We start from the raw sequence: 16,706 nt of genomic DNA on the forward strand, positions 1-16,706 counted from the left end.
TGGCGAATTGTTATCCAATTTGCGCCCTTCTCGCCCCCCTTGCGCTCATCCGCAAAGCAGAGTTCTGGTACGTCCGGTAGCATTCCGGGGTCGGCCAACGCAATCGTCACGCGCGGCCGTCCCTCGTCAAAGCGCCACTGCCACGTGGTTCGGGAACACAAGCGATGTCCATTCTTGTCACACGGCCGCATCCCGACAATGAAGCGACGTCGGAAAATCTGCGTGCACGGGGTCATGTGGTGCTGCTCGCGCCGGTGCTCAAGTGCGAGCCGGTCGCCTTCCATGACGAGAGTGAAACGAGCTACAGCGCCGTCATTGTCACGTCGGCCAATGCGATTCGTGGTGTCGCGCCGCAATTGCAGGAGCTTGGTCTCCTGGAACTGCCGCTGTTCGCGGTCGGCGAGCACACGGCCGCCGCCGCGCGCGATGCCGGCTTTGCCGAGGTGGTCGTCGCCGGCGGCGATGCCGCGGCCTTGCGCGACAAGGTGATGCAGAGCGCGCGCGACAAGCGGCTCAACAAGAAGAGCACGTTGCTCTATCTCGCGGGCGCGGATCTGTCGCGCGACCTCGGCGGTGAGCTGGGCGCCGAAGGCTTCAACGTCGTCACGCAGACGACCTATCGCATGGCGCCGGTCAAGCTGTTGCCGCGTGATGTCTGTGAGGGCTTTGCCGCCCATGGGATCGAGGCGGTGCTGCATTACTCCCGGCGCAGCGCGCGGGCTTTCCTGGAAGCCGCGCGGGACGAAGGTGTCGAAATCTCGGCCCTGGCGATCCCGCAATGCTGCCTGTCCGAGACCGTCGCCGGCGTTCTGCGCGAGGCCGGTGCCGCGCAGGTTCTGGTGGCCGCGACGCCGGACGAAAATGCCTTATTCGACACCTTGGAGCGTGCTTTGCGCACCCGTTTGGCGTAAGAGGTCGGGCCGAATCCGAGGTAATCGGATCCGTTCGTTCAGGGCAGGTAAGTGTGAGGAACCGTCACGATGGCCGACGACAAGCCTGAAGACGCAGGATCGGCTCCCGAGTCTAGCCGTGCCAGGCGCACCCCGCCCACCATCGACCTCGAGGCAACCGAAGTCTCGACCCAGCCGCAGGAGGTGGCGGGCGCGCCTGAGACTGAGGCAGCGACCGAACAGGCCGTGCATGAGCAAGCCAAATCTGAAGAGGGCAAGTCTGAAGAGGGCAACTCCGAACAGGCCGATGCCGAGCCGCAGCCCGAGCCTGCCGAGGAAGAATCTTCCGTTGCGGCCGCGTCGGTATCGCCGTCGATTTCACCCTGGGTTATCGCTCCGTTCTCTGGCGCCGTTGCAGCCGCCATTGTGATCGCCGTCGGCTGGATGCTGGGCTGGCCTGCGGTGCAGGCGCCGCCGGCTGCTCCGCAAGTGACGGGCGCAACCGTCGAGGCGCTGAGCGGGCGCGTGGCCGCAGTCGAAGCCAAGGCGGGCAAGCCTGCCGCCGATCCGGCCATGGTGGCGCGGATCGACGCGCTGGAGAAATCCGCAACGAGCCTGCGCGGCGACATCGCCAATTTGCGCGCACAGTCCGACAAGACCGCGAGTGCCATGAACGACGCAAAATCCGCGCCGAGTGCCGCCGCGCCCGATCTCGCCGCTCTCAACGACCGCCTCGCGCAGCTCGAGCGCGCCAGCAAGACCGAACGTGCCGAACTTGCGCAGCAGAGCGAGAAGATCGCCGACGCCAAGGCGATGGACGACAAGCCGCTGCGCCACGTGGTGGCGGCGGCCCTGCTCGACGTCGCTGTTCGCCACGGCGACGCTTACGAATCTCAGCTCGCCGCAGCGCGGTCGCTGGCAACAAAGCCGGATATGCTGAAGCCGCTCGACACCTTTGCATCGTCAGGCATTCCGACGCCGGTCGCGTTGAGTCGCGAGCTCCTCAACATCGTGCCAAAATTGTCGCCGCCGGCGGAAGCCCCGGCCAGCGGCACCGGAATCGTCGAGCGTCTTCAGGCGGGGGCGTCAAAACTCGTCCGCATCGAGCGTACCGACGGGGTCGGCAACGATCGCGGCGCCATCGTCGCGCGTGTGACGTCGGCTGCGTTGCGCAACGATTTCGTCGAGGCACGGCGCGAGTTGAAGACGCTGCCCGAGGCCGATCGTGCACCGGCACAAGCCTGGCTCGACAAGGCCGATGCCCGTGACGCGGCGCTCGCCGCCTCACGCAAATTCGCCGACGGCGCCATGGCGGATCTCGTCAAGCCTGGTCAATAAAGGTTCGCGCAACAATCAGCGCGTATAGGGATCGTCATGCTTCGCATCGTCCTCTTCCTCGTCCTGATCGCGCTGGCGGCGGCCGGCGCGGCCTGGGTTGCCGATCAGCCCGGCGACCTCGTCCTAACCGCGGGCGCCTTCCGCGCCACAACGACGCTTCCCAGATTCGTGCTCTTGCTTGGCCTGTTTGCCGCGGCGGTCGTGCTGGTCTGGAGCCTGCTGACGATGGCTTGGCGCGCTCCGGGGCGTCTGCGCCGCCGTCGTCACGAAAAGCGTCATGCGCGCGGCCGCCACGCCATCACCCACGGCCTGCTTGCGATCGGCCATGGCGACACCGCGCTTGCCCGTCGCCACGCCGATACCGCGCGGCGGCTGGCCGCAAACGATCCGCTCGCGCTTCTCTTGCATGCGCAATCGGCGCAGCTCGACGGCAATCGCGACGAGGCCCAGCGCGTCTTCCGTGTCATGGCCGAGCGCGAGGACACGCGCCTGCTCGGCCTGCGCGGCCTGTTCATCGAGGCGCAGCGCGCCGACGATGCGGTCGGCGCGGTGATGATCGCCGAGGAAGCGATCAAGCTGTCGCCGTCCTCGACCTGGGCTTCGCATGCGGTGCTCGGCTTCCGTTGCGCGCGCGGTGACTGGAGTGGCGCGCTCGCGATCCTCGATTCGAATCTGTCCGCGGGCCTGATCGACAAGCAGGCCTATCGCCGCCAGCGCGGCGTGCTGCTCGCCGCCCGCGCGCTGGAATTGGAAACGATGGACCGCGACGTCGCGCGCGAGAGCGTGATGCAGGCGGTCAAGCTCGCGCCGACCCTGGTTCCCGCCGCAGTGCTCGCTGCAAAATTCGAGAGCGAGGCGCATCAGGTGCGCCGCGCCATGAAGCTGGTGGAAACCGCCTGGCTCGCCAATCCGCATCCTGATCTCGCCGATGCCTATGCGCATGTGAAGCTCGGCGATTCCGCGCGGCAGCGCTTGCAGCGGGTCGAGACGCTTGCGGCCAAGATTCCTGCCGACAAGGCTGGTTATGTCGAGGGCCAGCTGGCGATCGCGCGCGCCGCGATCGATGCGTCCGAGTTCGCCCGTGCGCGCGCGGTGCTGTCGCCTTATGTCAACGATCCGACCCAGCGCGTGGCGCTGCTGATGGCCGAGATCGAACGTACCGAGCATGGTGACGGCGGCCGGGCCCGCGCCTGGACCTTGCGCGCGGTGCGCGCCCGCCATGATCCGGCCTGGACCGCGGACGGTTATGTCAGCGACCGCTGGCGTCCGGTCTCCCCGGTCACCGGCCGCCTCGACGCGTTCCAGTGGCAAACACCGGTCGCGAATCTTCCTTCCGACAAGGGCGCCATGATCGAATCCTCAGCCTTCGAGGAAGCCATGCTGGCGGCCCCGCCGCCGAAGCGGGTGACGGCGGTCCCGAGCGAAAGCCCGGCGGAACCGGCCGTAACGGCGCCGGATCCGGTGCCTGCCCCACAGGACAATTCGCCGCCCCTCGAGGCCAAGGAGATCTTAGAGGAAGCCGCCAAGGAGACCGCCAAAGAAACCGTCAAGGAAGAGCCGGTCGTCACGCCCGCCGAGCCGGTCCAACCGGCCCCCGAGATCGCCGAATCATCGCCCGCGGCGGCAACGCCGGTGTTCCGGACCCGCGCCGACCTCGGCAAGCCCACACCAGCGCCTATTCCCGCCGTCATCCCGATCGTTCGCGCCCCTGATGATCCAGGGATCGACGACGAGGGTCCGAGCGACGAATTTACGGAACAAATCGGCACGCCCAGGGACCACGCAAAGGCCCAGGCCGGCGGCTGGCGCGGATTCTGGTCTCGCTGGGGCGGGTGAGCGGCATTTGGGAGCCGGCTCCACCTTGCCAATTCGGGCCATGCCCGATATCAGGAGCGCGCGTAACGGGACCGGCCTCGCGCGGGCCCCGGCAAGGTTCGCCGCAATAGCTCAGTTGGTAGAGCACGTCATTCGTAATGACGGGGTCGGGGGTTCGAATCCCTCTTGCGGCACCAGCGCCCAAGCTCATTTGATCCTCGCAAGCCAGGCGTTCTGACCGGCGCATTCGGTCACCATGAGCGCACTGCACAGATGAGTCCGGTGAGCGCAGCATTGCATCACCGCGATGGAGAAGGATTCAATATCGCACGCCAACCTGAGTGATCGCGATCACATAAGCCCGCGATCGGCTTCCGTAGTGTCCGGCTCACGCCAAAACACGGGGAGATTTCATATGCGCAAGATCATTCTGGTGGCCGCCATGGTGCTGGTCTCTGCATCTGCCCAGGCTGGAGGCCCGCGCAGCCTGTCGTTGTCCGCGGTGAGCGAGCCGGCTTCGGTTCAGCAAACGGCGCCGATGCTTGCTGCCGCGCCGACGCAGGTGAGCGAAGCAGCGCCAGCCGTCGAAGCTCCGAAATATCTCGATCGCCCGCCGGCGGTTTCGCTTACGGCGCCTGCGGCGGCCGCTCAACCAACGACCACACCCACAACCACGATGGCCTCAGCGCCCGCGGCGACGGCCCAACCCGCTGCGAAGACGACGGCCAAGGCAGACAAGCCGAAGCACAAGCGCAGCTGGACCGAAGGCCGCATCATCAGCGAGCTGCATCGTCACGGCATCTACTGGTAAGGCGCCTGCTCTCAAAAAGCATATGGCCGGGACAAGCCCGGCCATGACGCAAGAGTTTTGGATCGGACTGGACGCGTTATTGCGAAACCGTCTGCACCACGCTCCCGATCGGACGCGCGCTCGAGGTCGGCACCTTCAGGTCCTTCAGCAGCGCCTCGTCATATTCCGGCAGCGTCTGGAAGGTCGTCTTGGCTTTCATCTGCACGATCTTGTAGCCGCCGGCCTTCAACCGCGCGAGCAGCGCCGGCATGGCTTCGCCCGTGTGCTTCTGGAAGTCGTGCATCAGGATGATGCCCTTGCCGAGCTTGTCGAGCCTGGTCATCACGGTCTCGATGATCTTCTCCGGCGTCGCGCCCTTCCTGAAGTCGAAGGAGTCGATGTCGGTCGAGAACATTGCGACGTTGCGGGTGCCGAAATAGCTCACGATCGCCGGATTGTGCTGAAGCTGCGGGAAGCGGAAGAACGGTGCGGGGTTGGTGCCGAGCGCGAATCTCACTGCGCTAAAGCCCTTCTCGACCTCGTCCTTGGCCATTTGCTCCGTCATCTTCTTGCCGTTCAAATTCACGTGCGACCAGGTGTGAGTGCCGACCGTATGGCCCTGGGCCAGCACCTGGCGCAGGATTTCGGGATGATAGGTCGCATGCTTGCCGACCGAGAAGAACAGGCCCTTGGTGCATTCATCCGCGAGCGCCTTCAGCACCGCGGGCGTGTTGACCGGCCAGGGACCGTCATCGAAGGTCAGCACGACCTCCTTGTCGGTGAGGAAGTCGAACTGCTTGAAATGATCGAAGCCGAAGCCCGGACCGCCGGTGGTGTCGATCTCGACCACGCGGGAGACGCCGAGCGCGTTGGGATTGGCGCAGGTCGATTTCTGCTGCACCGGCACCGGCGCGGGTGCGGGCGCCGGAGCAGGTGCCGCCGGCTTCGCCGCAATCGCCGCCGTGGTCGCGACGTCGTCCTTGGCGGCGAGCTTCGCCTGTGCCGGCAATGGATCGGCGGCACGGGCGGCAATCGTCTTGGGAGCGGCCTGGTCGGCGCGCGAGGAATAATAAAACCAACCGCCGGCGGCAATCACGACCGCCGCAACTACACTGGCCAGCATCAGGCCCAACGCATTACGCATCGCCATTCTTTCCAATTACGCAACCAAACCGGCGGAATTTCCCGCTCGACGAGCCATTAATGCGAAGGATCGGTTAACGTGACACCAACACGACCGCCGATCGGGAGGAATTTCAGCGAGGTGCGCCAAAGTGACCGAAGTCACAGAGGGTGGGCCTCCCGTGACCGTCATCACAGTGGAAACTGTTTTGCTGGAGCATTGTCGATCCCATCAACAACGGGCCCGCTTCCAGCGGTGCCAATGGGAGCTTCAAATGACCAACTCGCTGAACACCAAGTCCTTGAGTAGCAAGATCCGCGACACCAGCCTGGCTCTGGGCTTTGCCGCCATCCTCTCGATCGCCTCGACCAGCTCGAGCTTCGCCTTCTCGTCCGAAGCGCAGCAGCAGTGCACCGGCGACGCCTTCCGTCTGTGCTCGTCGGAAATCCCGAACATTCCGAAGATCACGGCGTGCATGATGAAGCATCGTTCGGATCTGAGCGCCGGTTGCCGCACCGTGATGGACAAGGAACTCGCCAAAGGCGGCGCGTCACGCAAGGTCGCTGACGCCCAGGACAGCCAGTAAAGAGACAGTCAGTAAGAGACAGCCACTAACAGCAACGATGGCGTCGTTGCGTCAGTTAGCTCCCCTCGCGATGTGCCCCGGCGTGAATGCCGGAGCCACGCGGCGGCGCAAGCCCGCCTTTCAATAAAGCCGTTGCGGCTTCGGGATCGTCGCTCTAGCTTCGCCCGCACATCTTCCGGGTAAGAGGCATTACGCGATGACCAGATTTCTTTTCATCATTCCATTGATCCTGCTTGCATCGGCTGCGTCAGCGCAGCAGCCCGGTCACGACGCCTGTGCGCGCGATGTGACGCGCTTCTGCCGCCCGGTGATGAACAATGGCGATCAGGCTGTGCTCGCCTGCCTCAAGCAGAACCGTACGCGGCTCACCAAAGGCTGCGACAAGGTGCTGACGGATCACGGGCAGTAACTGTATTTGTCGTCCCGGCCTAGTGCGCAATTGCGCACTAGGCCGGGACGACGGCGGAGTCTGCCAGAGGCCTACGTGCTGCTTCCCGCCGCGGTGGCGACCACGGGCAGCACCTCACTTGCTGCCTGGTCCGGCGTCTCCTCTTTCCAGCGCACCGAGCCGAACGGACGCTCGAGCATGCGGCGGATCCGCACCGGATCGGGGCCGATGTGGAAATCGATCGCCTCCTGATGCAGCGCGCGTTCGGACTGTGTCGAGCGGTTGCGCTGGCGCAAATAGTCGAGCCAGGTCGGACAGTGGTAGCGCTCGGTCCACAATTCGGGATCGGCGATGTCGCGCGCGATCGACCAGCCATAGGCACCGTTGCGCTGCCGAGAGAGCTGCACGTCCTGCATCACGTTGTGAAAGGCGCGCGCGTTCTCTTGGGCGACGCGGTATTCGATCTCGACCACCAGCGGCCCGCTGCGCGCCGTGAGCGACAATTTGACTTCCGGATCCGCCAGCAAGTCGGCGTCTTCGTTGCGGGCGCCGACGCGCGGCATCGTGAGCCAGATCCCCAGCACCGGCGAGATCAGCATCAGGCCTGCAGCCGTCAGCAGTGCGACCTCGACGCCGGCATAGTCGGTGAGATGGCCCCAGCCCCAGGCGCCGATCGCGATGCCGCCGGAAATCGAGGCCTGGAACGCCGCAAGCGAGCGGCCGGCGACCCAGCGCGGCGCCGAGAGCTGCACGCCGATATTGAACAGCGCGATGGCGGCCATCCAGACCGCGCCTGCGAGCACCAGCGCAGCCGCGGTCAGCACCGGCTCTGTGCTCACGGCGAGAGCAGCCATCGCGAACGCCATTGAGATGGTGCAGGCGCGGATCGCGGCTTCGCCGCTCATGCGCTTGCGCAATTCGTGGATGTTGAGTGCACCGACTACGGCGCCCATGCCGAAGGCGCCGAGCATGATGCCGTAGGTCTGCGCGCCGCCATGCAGCAGATCGCGCGCGACCAGCGGCATCAGCGCCATGATGGCACCGCCAATCAGGCCCATCACCAGCGTGCGCAACAGCACGATCTTGATCGGCGGCGAATTGGTGATGTAGCGGAAGCCCGACACCATGGCGCGGTTGAGCTTCTCCCGCGGCAGGCGCGAGGGCTCGGTGTTGCGCCGCCAGAGCAGCAGCACCACCAGCAACGGCAAATAGAGGATCGCGTTACACGCAAATGCCGCGACGGCGCCGAGCGCGGCGACGATGACGCCGCCGACTGCCGGGCCGAAGCTGCGCGCGATGTTGTAGCTGATGCCGTTCAGGGCGACGGCCGACGGCAGTGCATCGGGCGGCACCTGCTCGCTGACCGAGGACTGCCAGGCCGGACCGAACAGTGCGTTGCCGCTGCCGACCACGAAGCAGAAGATGAGCAGCGTCTCTGGGGAAATGTAGTTGAGCCAGGCCAGGACCGTGAGTGCGGTCGCGCCAGTCAGCGCGATCATGAGCGCGATCAGGGTCACGATACGGCGGTCATACATGTCGGCGATGGCGCCCGCCGGCATCGAGATCAGCATGATCGGCAGCATCAGGGCGGTCTGCACCAGCGCCACCTTGTCCGCCGAGGCCGCCATCTGCGTCATTGCCCAGGCGGCGCCCACGCCCTGGATCAGCAGGCCGAGATTGGAGAGCAGGCTGGCGAGCCAGATGCGCCTGAACACGGTGTACCGCAGCGGCGCCATGATGCCGTCGGCGTCAACTTTCTGACGGTTCGTCTGCTCGGTCATATCCCCTTCCAATTGGGCTGGCAGAAGTTGTCTTGACGGTTGTCTTGGAGTGGTCTTTGGGCGATTCCGGCAAGTTCAGTGATGCCCGCGAAAGTCCTTCGCTGTCCAGTGGTTAGGCCGGTATAAGCGGTGCAAAGAGATGGTTTGGCGGGGGAGGAACATATGAAGCTGTCGCGACGGATGATCTTGCAAGGGGCCGGCAGCTTGCCCTTCGCAATTGCGAGCTTGCGGACGGGTGCATCGGCTCAACCCGCACCCGCTGCGCCGAGCGAGGTGCCTCCGATCCTGTTCGTCCACGGCAATGGCGATTACGATGCGCTCTGGATGACGACCTTGTGGCGGATGGAATCCAACGGCATCGCGCGAGACCGCATGGCCGCGATCAATTTCACCGATCCCAATGCACGAAGCGACGACAAGGTCGAGCAGGCGGGCCGCTCCTCGACCGAGGACCAGCGCCGCGAGCTTGCCGCTGCCATCGTTCAATTGAAGCGCCGGACCGGTGCATCCCGCGTGGCGCTGGTCGGCAGTTCGCGCGGCGGCTACGCGATCCGAAACGTCATCAAGAGCGGCGGCGCCGCCGATGTCAGCCACGCCGTGCTCTGCGGCACGCCCAATCACGGCGTGTTCGCGACCGACGACCAGCCGAACAGCGAGTTCAACGGCCGCGGCGCGTTCCTGCGCGGCCTGAACGATGGCGAGAGCGAGGTGACGCCGGGTGTCGCCTTTCTCACCTTGCGCAGCGACGGCATGGACAAATACGCGCAGGCCGATGGCCGCTTCATCGGCAAGCCCGGTACGCCGACCGGCGTCAACGTCGAAGGTCCGGAGTTGAAGGGGGCCACCAACCTCGTGCTCGGCGCACTCGATCATCGCGAAGTGGCATTCCACCCCCGAGCTTTCCGCGAGATCTATAAGTTCATCGCCGCCCGCGAGCCCGCGCGCGTCGCGATCGTGCCGGAGCAGAGCGTCAGGCTGAGCGGCCTCGTGACGGGCACACCGGGCGGCACGCCGACCAACCGGCCGGTGGCCGGTGCAACCGTCGATGTCTTTCGCGTCGATCCTGAAACCGGTGAGCGCAAGGGCAGCGCCGTGTACAGTGCGAAGACCGGCGCCGACGGCCGCTGGGGACCGGCGCAGGTCGAGCCTTCCTGGTCGCTCGAATTCGCCCTCGCAGCGCCGGATGCGCCGACGACGCATATCTACCGCTCGCCCTTCCCGCGCTCGTCGGACGTGGTGCATCTGCGCGCCGCGCGTCCGCTCGGGCCCGCGGACAAGGACGCCGGGGTTGTCGTGATCATGTCGCGTCCGCGCGGCTATTTCGGCCTGCCGCGGGACGTGGTGCTGCTCGACGGCAAGGAGCCGGCGGACGTCAAATCGGGTGTGCCCACTGATTCGACAGCAACATTGCGCCTTCCGGCCGGCGAGATCGGGCGTAACATCGTGGCCCAATTTGGCGAAGAACGAATTGTGGCACGCGCCTGGCCTGCCCAAGAGAACAGGATTGCGATTGCCGAGCTGACTTACTAGCTAATTGCCTGCGTCACCTCTGCGGGAGCGAGCCATGAACATCGCCAGCGTGCGTCGGCCCATCGTCCCTCCGACCCCGCCGCGTGCGCCCGACGACATGTCGTTCCTCGGCCGGCTTGCCGTGCTCAAGCGGAACATGATCGCGACCTGGGGGCAGCGCGCCTATGAGGAAGACGTCATCGAGGGCCGCTTCTTCTTCCGCAACAGTTTTATCCTGAACCGGCCGGATGCGATCCGGCATGTGCTGCTCAGCAATTACGAGAATTATTCGCGCACCCCGGCGGGCATCCGCATGCTTCGTCCCGTGCTTGGCGACGGTCTTCTGATTGCGGAGGGCCATTCGTGGACGTTTCAGCGGCGCACCCTCGCGCCGGCGTTCACGCCGCGGGCGACGGCAAATCTCGTTCCGCACATGACGGCGGTGCTCGACGAGACCATCGCGAAACTCGACGCGCGAACGAGCGAGCCAGTCGACCTGCGCGAGGTCATGCAGCGGATGACGCTGGAGATCGCCGGACGCACCATGTTCTCGTTCGGCATGGACCGGCATGGTCCGGCCTTGCGCAACTTCGTCATGGAGTATGGAGCCCGGCTTGGGCGACCGTACTTGCTCGACATGGTGCTGCCCCTGTCCTGGCCGAGTCCGATGGATTTTGCCCGTGCCCGTTTCCGCAAGCGCTGGACCGAATTCGTCGCGATGCTGATCGCCGAGCGGCGGGAGATGGGCAAGAAAGACGGCGCGCCGCCACGCGACCTGTTCGACCTCATGGACGAGGCGCGCGACCCCGAAACCGGAAAGGGCTTTTCGGACGAGCAACTCGTGGACGAAGTCGCGACCATGATCCTCGCTGGTCACGAGACCACGGCGACCGCGCTGTTCTGGGCGCTCTATCTGCTCGCGCTCGATCCCGATACGCAGGAGGAGATCGCCTCCGAGACGCGTGGCGAACATCTCGACAGCATGGCTGACATCGATCGCCAGAAGTTCACCCGTGCCGCGATCGAGGAGACCATGCGGCTTTATCCGCCGGCCTTCCTGATCGCCCGGGCCGCGCGCGAGAAGGACAACGCGGCCGGCGTCGCCATCGGCAAGGGCGACATCATCATGATCGCACCGTGGCTGCTGCACCGGCACGAGAAGCTGTGGGATCAGCCGAACGCGTTCATCCCGAAACGCTTCATGTCGACGGAAGCGCCCGATCGGTTTGCCTATCTGCCCTTTGGCGCGGGTCCGCGCGTCTGTATCGGCGCCCCGTTTGCGCAAGCCGAATCCGTGCTGGCGCTGGCCCGGCTGATCGGCGCGTTCCGTGTCGAGCTTGCCGATACCAGCCCTGTCATTCCCCTCGGCGTCGTCACGACCCAGCCGGACCGTTCGCCCCTGTTCCGCATCACGCGTCGGTGACGGGCGTTCGCCTGGCCGACGGCGTGATCCACACCAGATAGAGTTACGCCATGAGCGATATCCAGGCCCAGTTGTCTGTTCTGAAGCAGACCGCCGATGCGAAAGTGGTCGACGCGATCTCGCGGCTGATCGAGGACGGCGAGGATCACGAGCTCAACCGCGTCAATGTCCTCGATTTCGCGAAACAGCACGGCCTCGATGAAGAGCACGCGATCTCGGCATTCCTGCATTCGGCGCGGCTCGGCCTGTTCGATCTGGGCTGGAATGTGCTGTGCCCGGGCTGCGGCGGCGTGTTAGGGGCGCACTCGACCCTGAAGGCGCTCAAGCCCGACGATTATCATTGTGCGCTGTGCGCATGCGGCTACAAGGCCTCCGTCGATGATCAGGTCGAAGTCTCCTTCACCGTCAATTCACGCGTCCGGCGCATTGCGGCGCATGATCCTGATACGCTTCCGGTGTGGGAGTACTTCAAGCAGGTGTTCTGGAGTTCCGGCGTCGACTTCAACAAGGAATCGTTTGCGACGCTCGCCAACGAGGTGACGCTGGATACGATGGAGCTGCCGGCCGGCGAGAAGGCGACCATGTCGCTGCAACTGCCGAACGATTTCATCATCATCTTCGAACCGGTGACGCACGCGGCCCATTTCATCGACGTGCAGGGCGAGCCGACCAAGGACCGTCAGCAGCTCGCCATCATGTACAACAGGGTGCAGGCGCCGACGGGAACCACGACCATGCGGCCGGGCCCGCTGCGGCTGTCGCTGGAGAACCAGGCCGGCGTACGCGTGCTGCCGTCGGTCTTCATCGCGGCCGAGGCGCTCCATCACCTCATAGGCAAGCGCAAGCCGTTTCTCACCGCCAAGCGGATGCTGTCGAACCAGACGTTTCGCGATGTGTTCAAAGCGGATAATCTCAGTCTCGACCAGCGGCTCCAGATCACATCGCTGACCTTCCTGTTCACCGATTTGAAGGGGTCGACCGCGCTCTATGAGCGCGTCGGCGATCTCGCCGCCTTCGACCTCGTGCGCGCGCATTTCCACGCGCTGCTCGAGATCATCTCGTCGGAGAAGGGCGCGGTGGTGAAGACCATCGGCGACGCCGTGATGGCGACCTTCATCCGTCCCGAGCATGCGATCGCGGCGGGTTTGCGGATGCGCGCGGCGATGGACGAGCTCAACAAAAAGCGCGGCACCGCCGACCTCGTCGTCAAGATCGGCATCCATGAAGGTCCGTGCCTCGCGGTGATGCTTAACGAGCGGCAGGATTATTTCGGCCAGACCGTCAACATCGCCGCCCGCGTGCAGAGCCTCTCGACCGCGCAGGAGATCCACATCACCGGCCCAGTGCTGGATGCGCCGGCGGTCGCCGAAGTCCTCAAGCAGCGCGAAATCATGCCGATCCAGAAGCAGGCCGCACTGCGCGGCATCGCCGACAAGATGGTGGTGTACGAGATACCGTAATTGGTGTCGTCCCGGCCTTCGCCGGGACGACATGTGCGCACTTGGCTTGTCCTACTCCAAAATCACGGACTTTGGATTGCCGAAACGTAATGCAGTGCGCGGAACTGACACACGTTGCGCCGGTTGAGTTTCCTGCTCATATAATGCTGGTAGCGGCCGCGCTTCCGCGGCTTCATCGATTTCGGTAGGACCTTATGCTCGACGGCCTGCGCCAATTCATCGCCGACATTGTTGCTCCCCATGCCCAGGACCGCGCATTTGATGACAGCGACTACCGGCTGGCGGCGACCGCGCTGCTGGTTCACGTGATCTCGCTGGACGGCCAGCCGACGGCTGCCGAGCAGCGCAAATTGCACAGCCTGATCGAAAGCCACTTCGGGCTCGATCGCGGCACTGCCGATCGTCTGATCGCGGATGCGACAGAAGTCGAGGGCGAAGCGGTCGACCTTTATCACTTCACTAGCGTCATGATGCGCTCGCTCGACGAAGAGGGCCGCAAGCGGGTCGTCCAGATGATGTGGGAGCTGGTCTACGCCGATGGCCAGGTCACGGAGTTCGAGGACAATGTCGTCTGGCGCGCCTCCGACCTGCTCGGGATCGCCCAGCGCGACCGGATCGACCTGAAGCACGCGGTCGCAGACCGCGCCGGCGGCCAGGTCAAGGACGACGCGGTCGGTGGGTGATCCCTGCCGACTCCGCCAATTGACGGTTGTGCAGATCACATGACGAAACTTTAATGTAGCCTCTGGGCTGCCCGGGTTCCGGATTTCCGCTGTAAATCCGCGGGTTTCCTGCTTCCCCGTTTCCCGTTCAAGTGGCTATGCGGCGGACGCCGCTTGCCTGTCGCGCTCGGCCTATGCTCTCGTTCCAGCATTGCGGGGCCAAAAAACTTACATCAAGAGATCTCGATCGTGACTGAGCGGGTAACACTGATCACCGGTGCCTCGGCGGGCATCGGCACGGAGCTGGCGCGTGTGTTCGCCGCGAACGGACACCGTCTTGCGCTGACGGCGCGACGCGCAGACCGGCTCGAGGCGCTCGCGAACGAGATCGCCGCCAAGGGCGGCAAGAAGCCGATCGTGATCGCCTGCGATCTTGAGGATGCGGATGTCGGCGAGAAGATCGCCGCCGCGCTCGCTGCCGAAGGCGTCGAGCTCGATCATCTCGTCAACAATGCCGGCTTCGGCGTATTCGGTGACGCAATCGAGCGTGACCGGGTCGAGCAGCTCGGCATCGTGGATGTCAACGTCCGGGCTCTGACGGATCTGTCGCTGCGCTTTGCCGATCAGTTGATCAGGAACAAGGGCGGTCTTCTCAATGTCGGATCGGTCGCCGGCTTTCTGCCCGGCCCCGGCATGGCCGTCTACTACGCGTCCAAGGCCTATGTGATTTCCTTCACCGAGGCCTTGCGGGCGGAGCTTGCACCGCACGGCGTTCGCGTCACCGTACTTTGCCCGGGCCCGGTGCCCACCGAATTCCAGGCGCGCGCCGGCGTGGGGTCGGGGCATGATACGGCCCTTCTCAATGTTCCTGCCGCCGAGGTCGCACGGCAGGCCTATCGCGGCCTGATGGCCAACAAGCGGGCAGTGCTCCCCGGTCTGGGCATCAAGATTGTGCCATTCGCCCTGCGCTTCTTCCCCCGTGGCTTCATCCTGTCCGCCACCAGCCGGTTTCAGAGGCAAAGATACTGAAGAGAGCTCTCGGTCCGTAGTGTCCCGGAGCTTGCTTTCTATCGGGCGTGTGTGTGCGCAAACTCACACGAAATTAACGATCGCTTAGTTATGCTGGCGGTCTGAACCGATAGCACTCGCAGAGACCATGTCGTTCCGGACGAACAGGTTTGGTGGCGCAGAAGTGGTGCCCTTCCCCAGAAGGACGCCGAACGTCGCTGCCTCCGAAACTCGGTTGCCGGTTCTGATCATCCTGCATCAGGAATCATCGACGCCCGGCCGCGTCGGCAATGCGCTGCGCGCGCTCGGCCATCGCCTCGACATCCGCCGTCCCCGCTTCGGCGATCCGCTGCCCGAGACCCTCGACCGGCATGCCGGCGCTGTGGTCTTCGGCGGTCCCATGAGCGCCAACGATCCCGACGACTACATCCGCCGCGAGATCGACTGGATCGAAATTCCGCTCCGCGAACAGCGGCCGTTCCTCGGCATCTGCCTCGGCGCGCAGATGCTGGCGAAGCGGTTAGGGGCTCGCGTCGCGCCGCATGCGGATGCACTGACCCAGATCGGCTACTACCCGATCCGCCCGACACCCGCGGGCCACGGGCTGTGCCCGCACTGGCCGGCGCGGGTCTATCACTGGCATCGCGAAGGCTTCGAGTTGCCGGTTGGCGCTGAACTGATTGCGGAAGGTGATGATTTTCCCGTGCAGGCGTTCCGCACCGGCAACGCTTTCGGCGTGCAGTTTCATCCTGACGTGACCTACGCGATGATGCATCGCTGGACCACGCGCGGCTATGACGGCCTCAGCGCGCCCGGCGCGCGGCAGCGGCATCACCATTTCGCGGACCGTGCCGTCTACGATGCCGCGGAACGCGCCTGGCTCGATCATTTCATCGACGGCTGGCTGGTGCGCCGGCCGGTGCTGGCGCAAGCCGCCGAGTAATCGCGCCTTCTCAGGTCCTTAACGCAGGTCCTTGGCGCAAGCCCTTGTCTCATCCCTTGATATGCTAAGCTCGCTGCCAACGAGCGCGCGCGAACGCGTGCCGGCAAACAAAGGGAGAGCGCCATGGGCTATGAACACATTCTCTATGACGTCAGCGACAAGGTCGCGACCATCACGCTCAACCGTCCCGACCGCATGAATGCGTGGACCCCCATCATGGAGCGCGACGTGCGCCATGCGATGGAAGCATCGAGCGCTGATGACAATGTCCGCGTCATCGTCATCACCGGCGCGGGCCGCGCTTTCTGCGCCGGTGCCGACATGGACGCATTGAAGGGGCTCGACCCCGATGATGTCAGGCGCGCGTCGAACCTTCCGCCCTTCGACATGAACCGGCGGCCCGACTGGCAGACGCGCTATGGCTTCTATCCGTCGATCGGAAAGCCTGTCATCGCCATGCTCAACGGCGCAACCGCCGGCATCGGCCTCGTCCACGCGCTCTATTGCGACCTGCGCTTTGCCGCCGACAACACCGTGTTCACCACCGCCTTCGCGCGGCGCGGATTGATCGCCGAGCACGGCATCAGCTGGATGCTGCCGCGAATCGTCGGCCATGCCAACGCGATGGATCTGTTGCTCTCGGCGCGCCGCGTTTCGAGCGACGAGGCATTGCGGATCGGGCTGGTCAACCGGCTCTGCTCGCCAGAGAAGCTGCGCGAGGAGACCTATGCCTATGCGCGCGACCTTGCCGATTTCGTCTCGCCGAGCGCGATGGCCGTGATCAAGCGGCAGCTTTACGAGGTGCCGTTCCAGACGTTGGCGGAGGCGACGATCGCGGCCAACCGCGACATGATGGTGGCGCTGAACGGCAGCGATTTCAGGGAGGGGGTCGCGAGCTTCATGGAGAAGCGGCCGCCAAGGTTTACGGGGAAGTAGGGGGGAGATTTCGGATGGAGCCCGGCTTCGCCCTTCGGGCTACGCCGCGGCAGC

The 16,706-nt window shown here is 64.9% G+C and carries 15 protein-coding genes and 1 tRNA gene; 14 read left to right on the forward strand and 2 right to left on the reverse strand.

Annotation, left to right across the window (positions count from 1 at the left end):
- Positions 1-164 precede the first annotated feature (164 nt).
- From ABIB66_RS08845 to ABIB66_RS08865, 5 genes are all read left to right on the forward strand, one after another.
- On the forward strand, positions 165-911 hold the full coding sequence (locus ABIB66_RS08845; protein WP_354209733.1) for a uroporphyrinogen-III synthase: 747 nt from the start codon (positions 165-167) through the stop codon (positions 909-911).
- A 69-nt stretch (positions 912-980) separates the two neighbouring features.
- Complete coding sequence (locus tag ABIB66_RS08850) at positions 981-2,228, forward strand: COG4223 family protein (protein ID WP_354209732.1); 1,248 nt, start codon at positions 981-983, stop codon at positions 2,226-2,228.
- A 36-nt stretch (positions 2,229-2,264) separates the two neighbouring features.
- Positions 2,265-4,064: a heme biosynthesis HemY N-terminal domain-containing protein gene (locus ABIB66_RS08855; protein WP_354209731.1), complete on the forward strand. Its 1,800-nt coding sequence runs from the start codon at positions 2,265-2,267 to the stop codon at positions 4,062-4,064.
- 100 nt (positions 4,065-4,164) lie between these two features.
- Positions 4,165-4,240, forward strand: a tRNA-Thr gene (locus tag ABIB66_RS08860).
- A gap of 218 nt (positions 4,241-4,458) precedes the next feature.
- Entirely contained in the window at positions 4,459-4,854 is a 396-nt protein-coding gene (locus ABIB66_RS08865; protein ID WP_354209730.1) for a hypothetical protein, read from the forward strand.
- Positions 4,855-4,930: 76 nt separating this feature from the next.
- Here the strand turns inward: ABIB66_RS08865 and ABIB66_RS08870 are convergent, their stop codons facing one another.
- Positions 4,931-5,977, reverse strand: coding sequence for a polysaccharide deacetylase family protein (locus ABIB66_RS08870; RefSeq protein ID WP_354209729.1), 1,047 nt, complete (start codon positions 5,975-5,977; stop codon positions 4,931-4,933).
- A 253-nt stretch (positions 5,978-6,230) separates the two neighbouring features.
- Here ABIB66_RS08870 and ABIB66_RS08875 point away from each other — a divergent pair, with 253 nt between their 5' ends.
- Complete coding sequence (locus tag ABIB66_RS08875) at positions 6,231-6,542, forward strand: hypothetical protein (protein ID WP_354209787.1); 312 nt, start codon at positions 6,231-6,233, stop codon at positions 6,540-6,542.
- 196 nt (positions 6,543-6,738) lie between these two features.
- Positions 6,739-6,951 carry a hypothetical protein gene (locus tag ABIB66_RS08880; RefSeq protein ID WP_275169082.1) on the forward strand — a complete coding sequence of 71 codons (213 nt, stop codon included), beginning with the start codon at positions 6,739-6,741 and terminating at the stop codon, positions 6,949-6,951.
- A gap of 71 nt (positions 6,952-7,022) precedes the next feature.
- On the opposite strand, the gene ABIB66_RS08885 is transcribed toward ABIB66_RS08880, so the two are convergent.
- On the reverse strand, positions 7,023-8,711 hold the full coding sequence (locus ABIB66_RS08885; RefSeq protein ID WP_275169083.1) for an MFS transporter: 1,689 nt from the start codon (positions 8,709-8,711) through the stop codon (positions 7,023-7,025).
- 162 nt (positions 8,712-8,873) lie between these two features.
- On the opposite strand from ABIB66_RS08885, the gene ABIB66_RS08890 reads away from it, so the two are divergent.
- The 7 genes from ABIB66_RS08890 (at position 8,874) to ABIB66_RS08920 (ending at position 16,652) form a co-directional block, all read left to right on the forward strand.
- Positions 8,874-10,241, forward strand: coding sequence for a hydrolase (locus tag ABIB66_RS08890; RefSeq protein WP_275169085.1), 1,368 nt, complete (start codon positions 8,874-8,876; stop codon positions 10,239-10,241).
- A 34-nt stretch (positions 10,242-10,275) separates the two neighbouring features.
- Positions 10,276-11,643, forward strand: coding sequence for a cytochrome P450 (locus ABIB66_RS08895; protein WP_354209728.1), 1,368 nt, complete (start codon positions 10,276-10,278; stop codon positions 11,641-11,643).
- Positions 11,644-11,693: 50 nt separating this feature from the next.
- A complete protein-coding gene (locus tag ABIB66_RS08900; RefSeq protein WP_354209727.1) occupies positions 11,694-13,103 on the forward strand; it encodes an adenylate/guanylate cyclase domain-containing protein in 1,410 nt (469 codons plus the stop codon).
- A gap of 194 nt (positions 13,104-13,297) precedes the next feature.
- A complete protein-coding gene (locus ABIB66_RS08905; protein WP_275169090.1) occupies positions 13,298-13,786 on the forward strand; it encodes a tellurite resistance TerB family protein in 489 nt (162 codons plus the stop codon).
- A 228-nt stretch (positions 13,787-14,014) separates the two neighbouring features.
- Positions 14,015-14,794, forward strand: a complete 780-nt coding sequence (locus ABIB66_RS08910) for an SDR family NAD(P)-dependent oxidoreductase (protein WP_354209725.1) — start codon at positions 14,015-14,017, stop codon at positions 14,792-14,794.
- 127 nt (positions 14,795-14,921) lie between these two features.
- On the forward strand, positions 14,922-15,716 hold the full coding sequence (locus tag ABIB66_RS08915) for a glutamine amidotransferase (protein WP_354209724.1): 795 nt from the start codon (positions 14,922-14,924) through the stop codon (positions 15,714-15,716).
- Between the two features lie 123 nt (positions 15,717-15,839).
- Complete coding sequence (locus ABIB66_RS08920) at positions 15,840-16,652, forward strand: enoyl-CoA hydratase (protein WP_354209722.1); 813 nt, start codon at positions 15,840-15,842, stop codon at positions 16,650-16,652.
- The last annotated feature ends 54 nt before the right edge of the window (positions 16,653-16,706 follow it).

This window comes from Bradyrhizobium sp. F1.13.3 (assembly GCF_040548265.1).
In the GTDB taxonomy this organism is placed as follows: Bacteria; Pseudomonadota; Alphaproteobacteria; order Rhizobiales; family Xanthobacteraceae; genus Bradyrhizobium.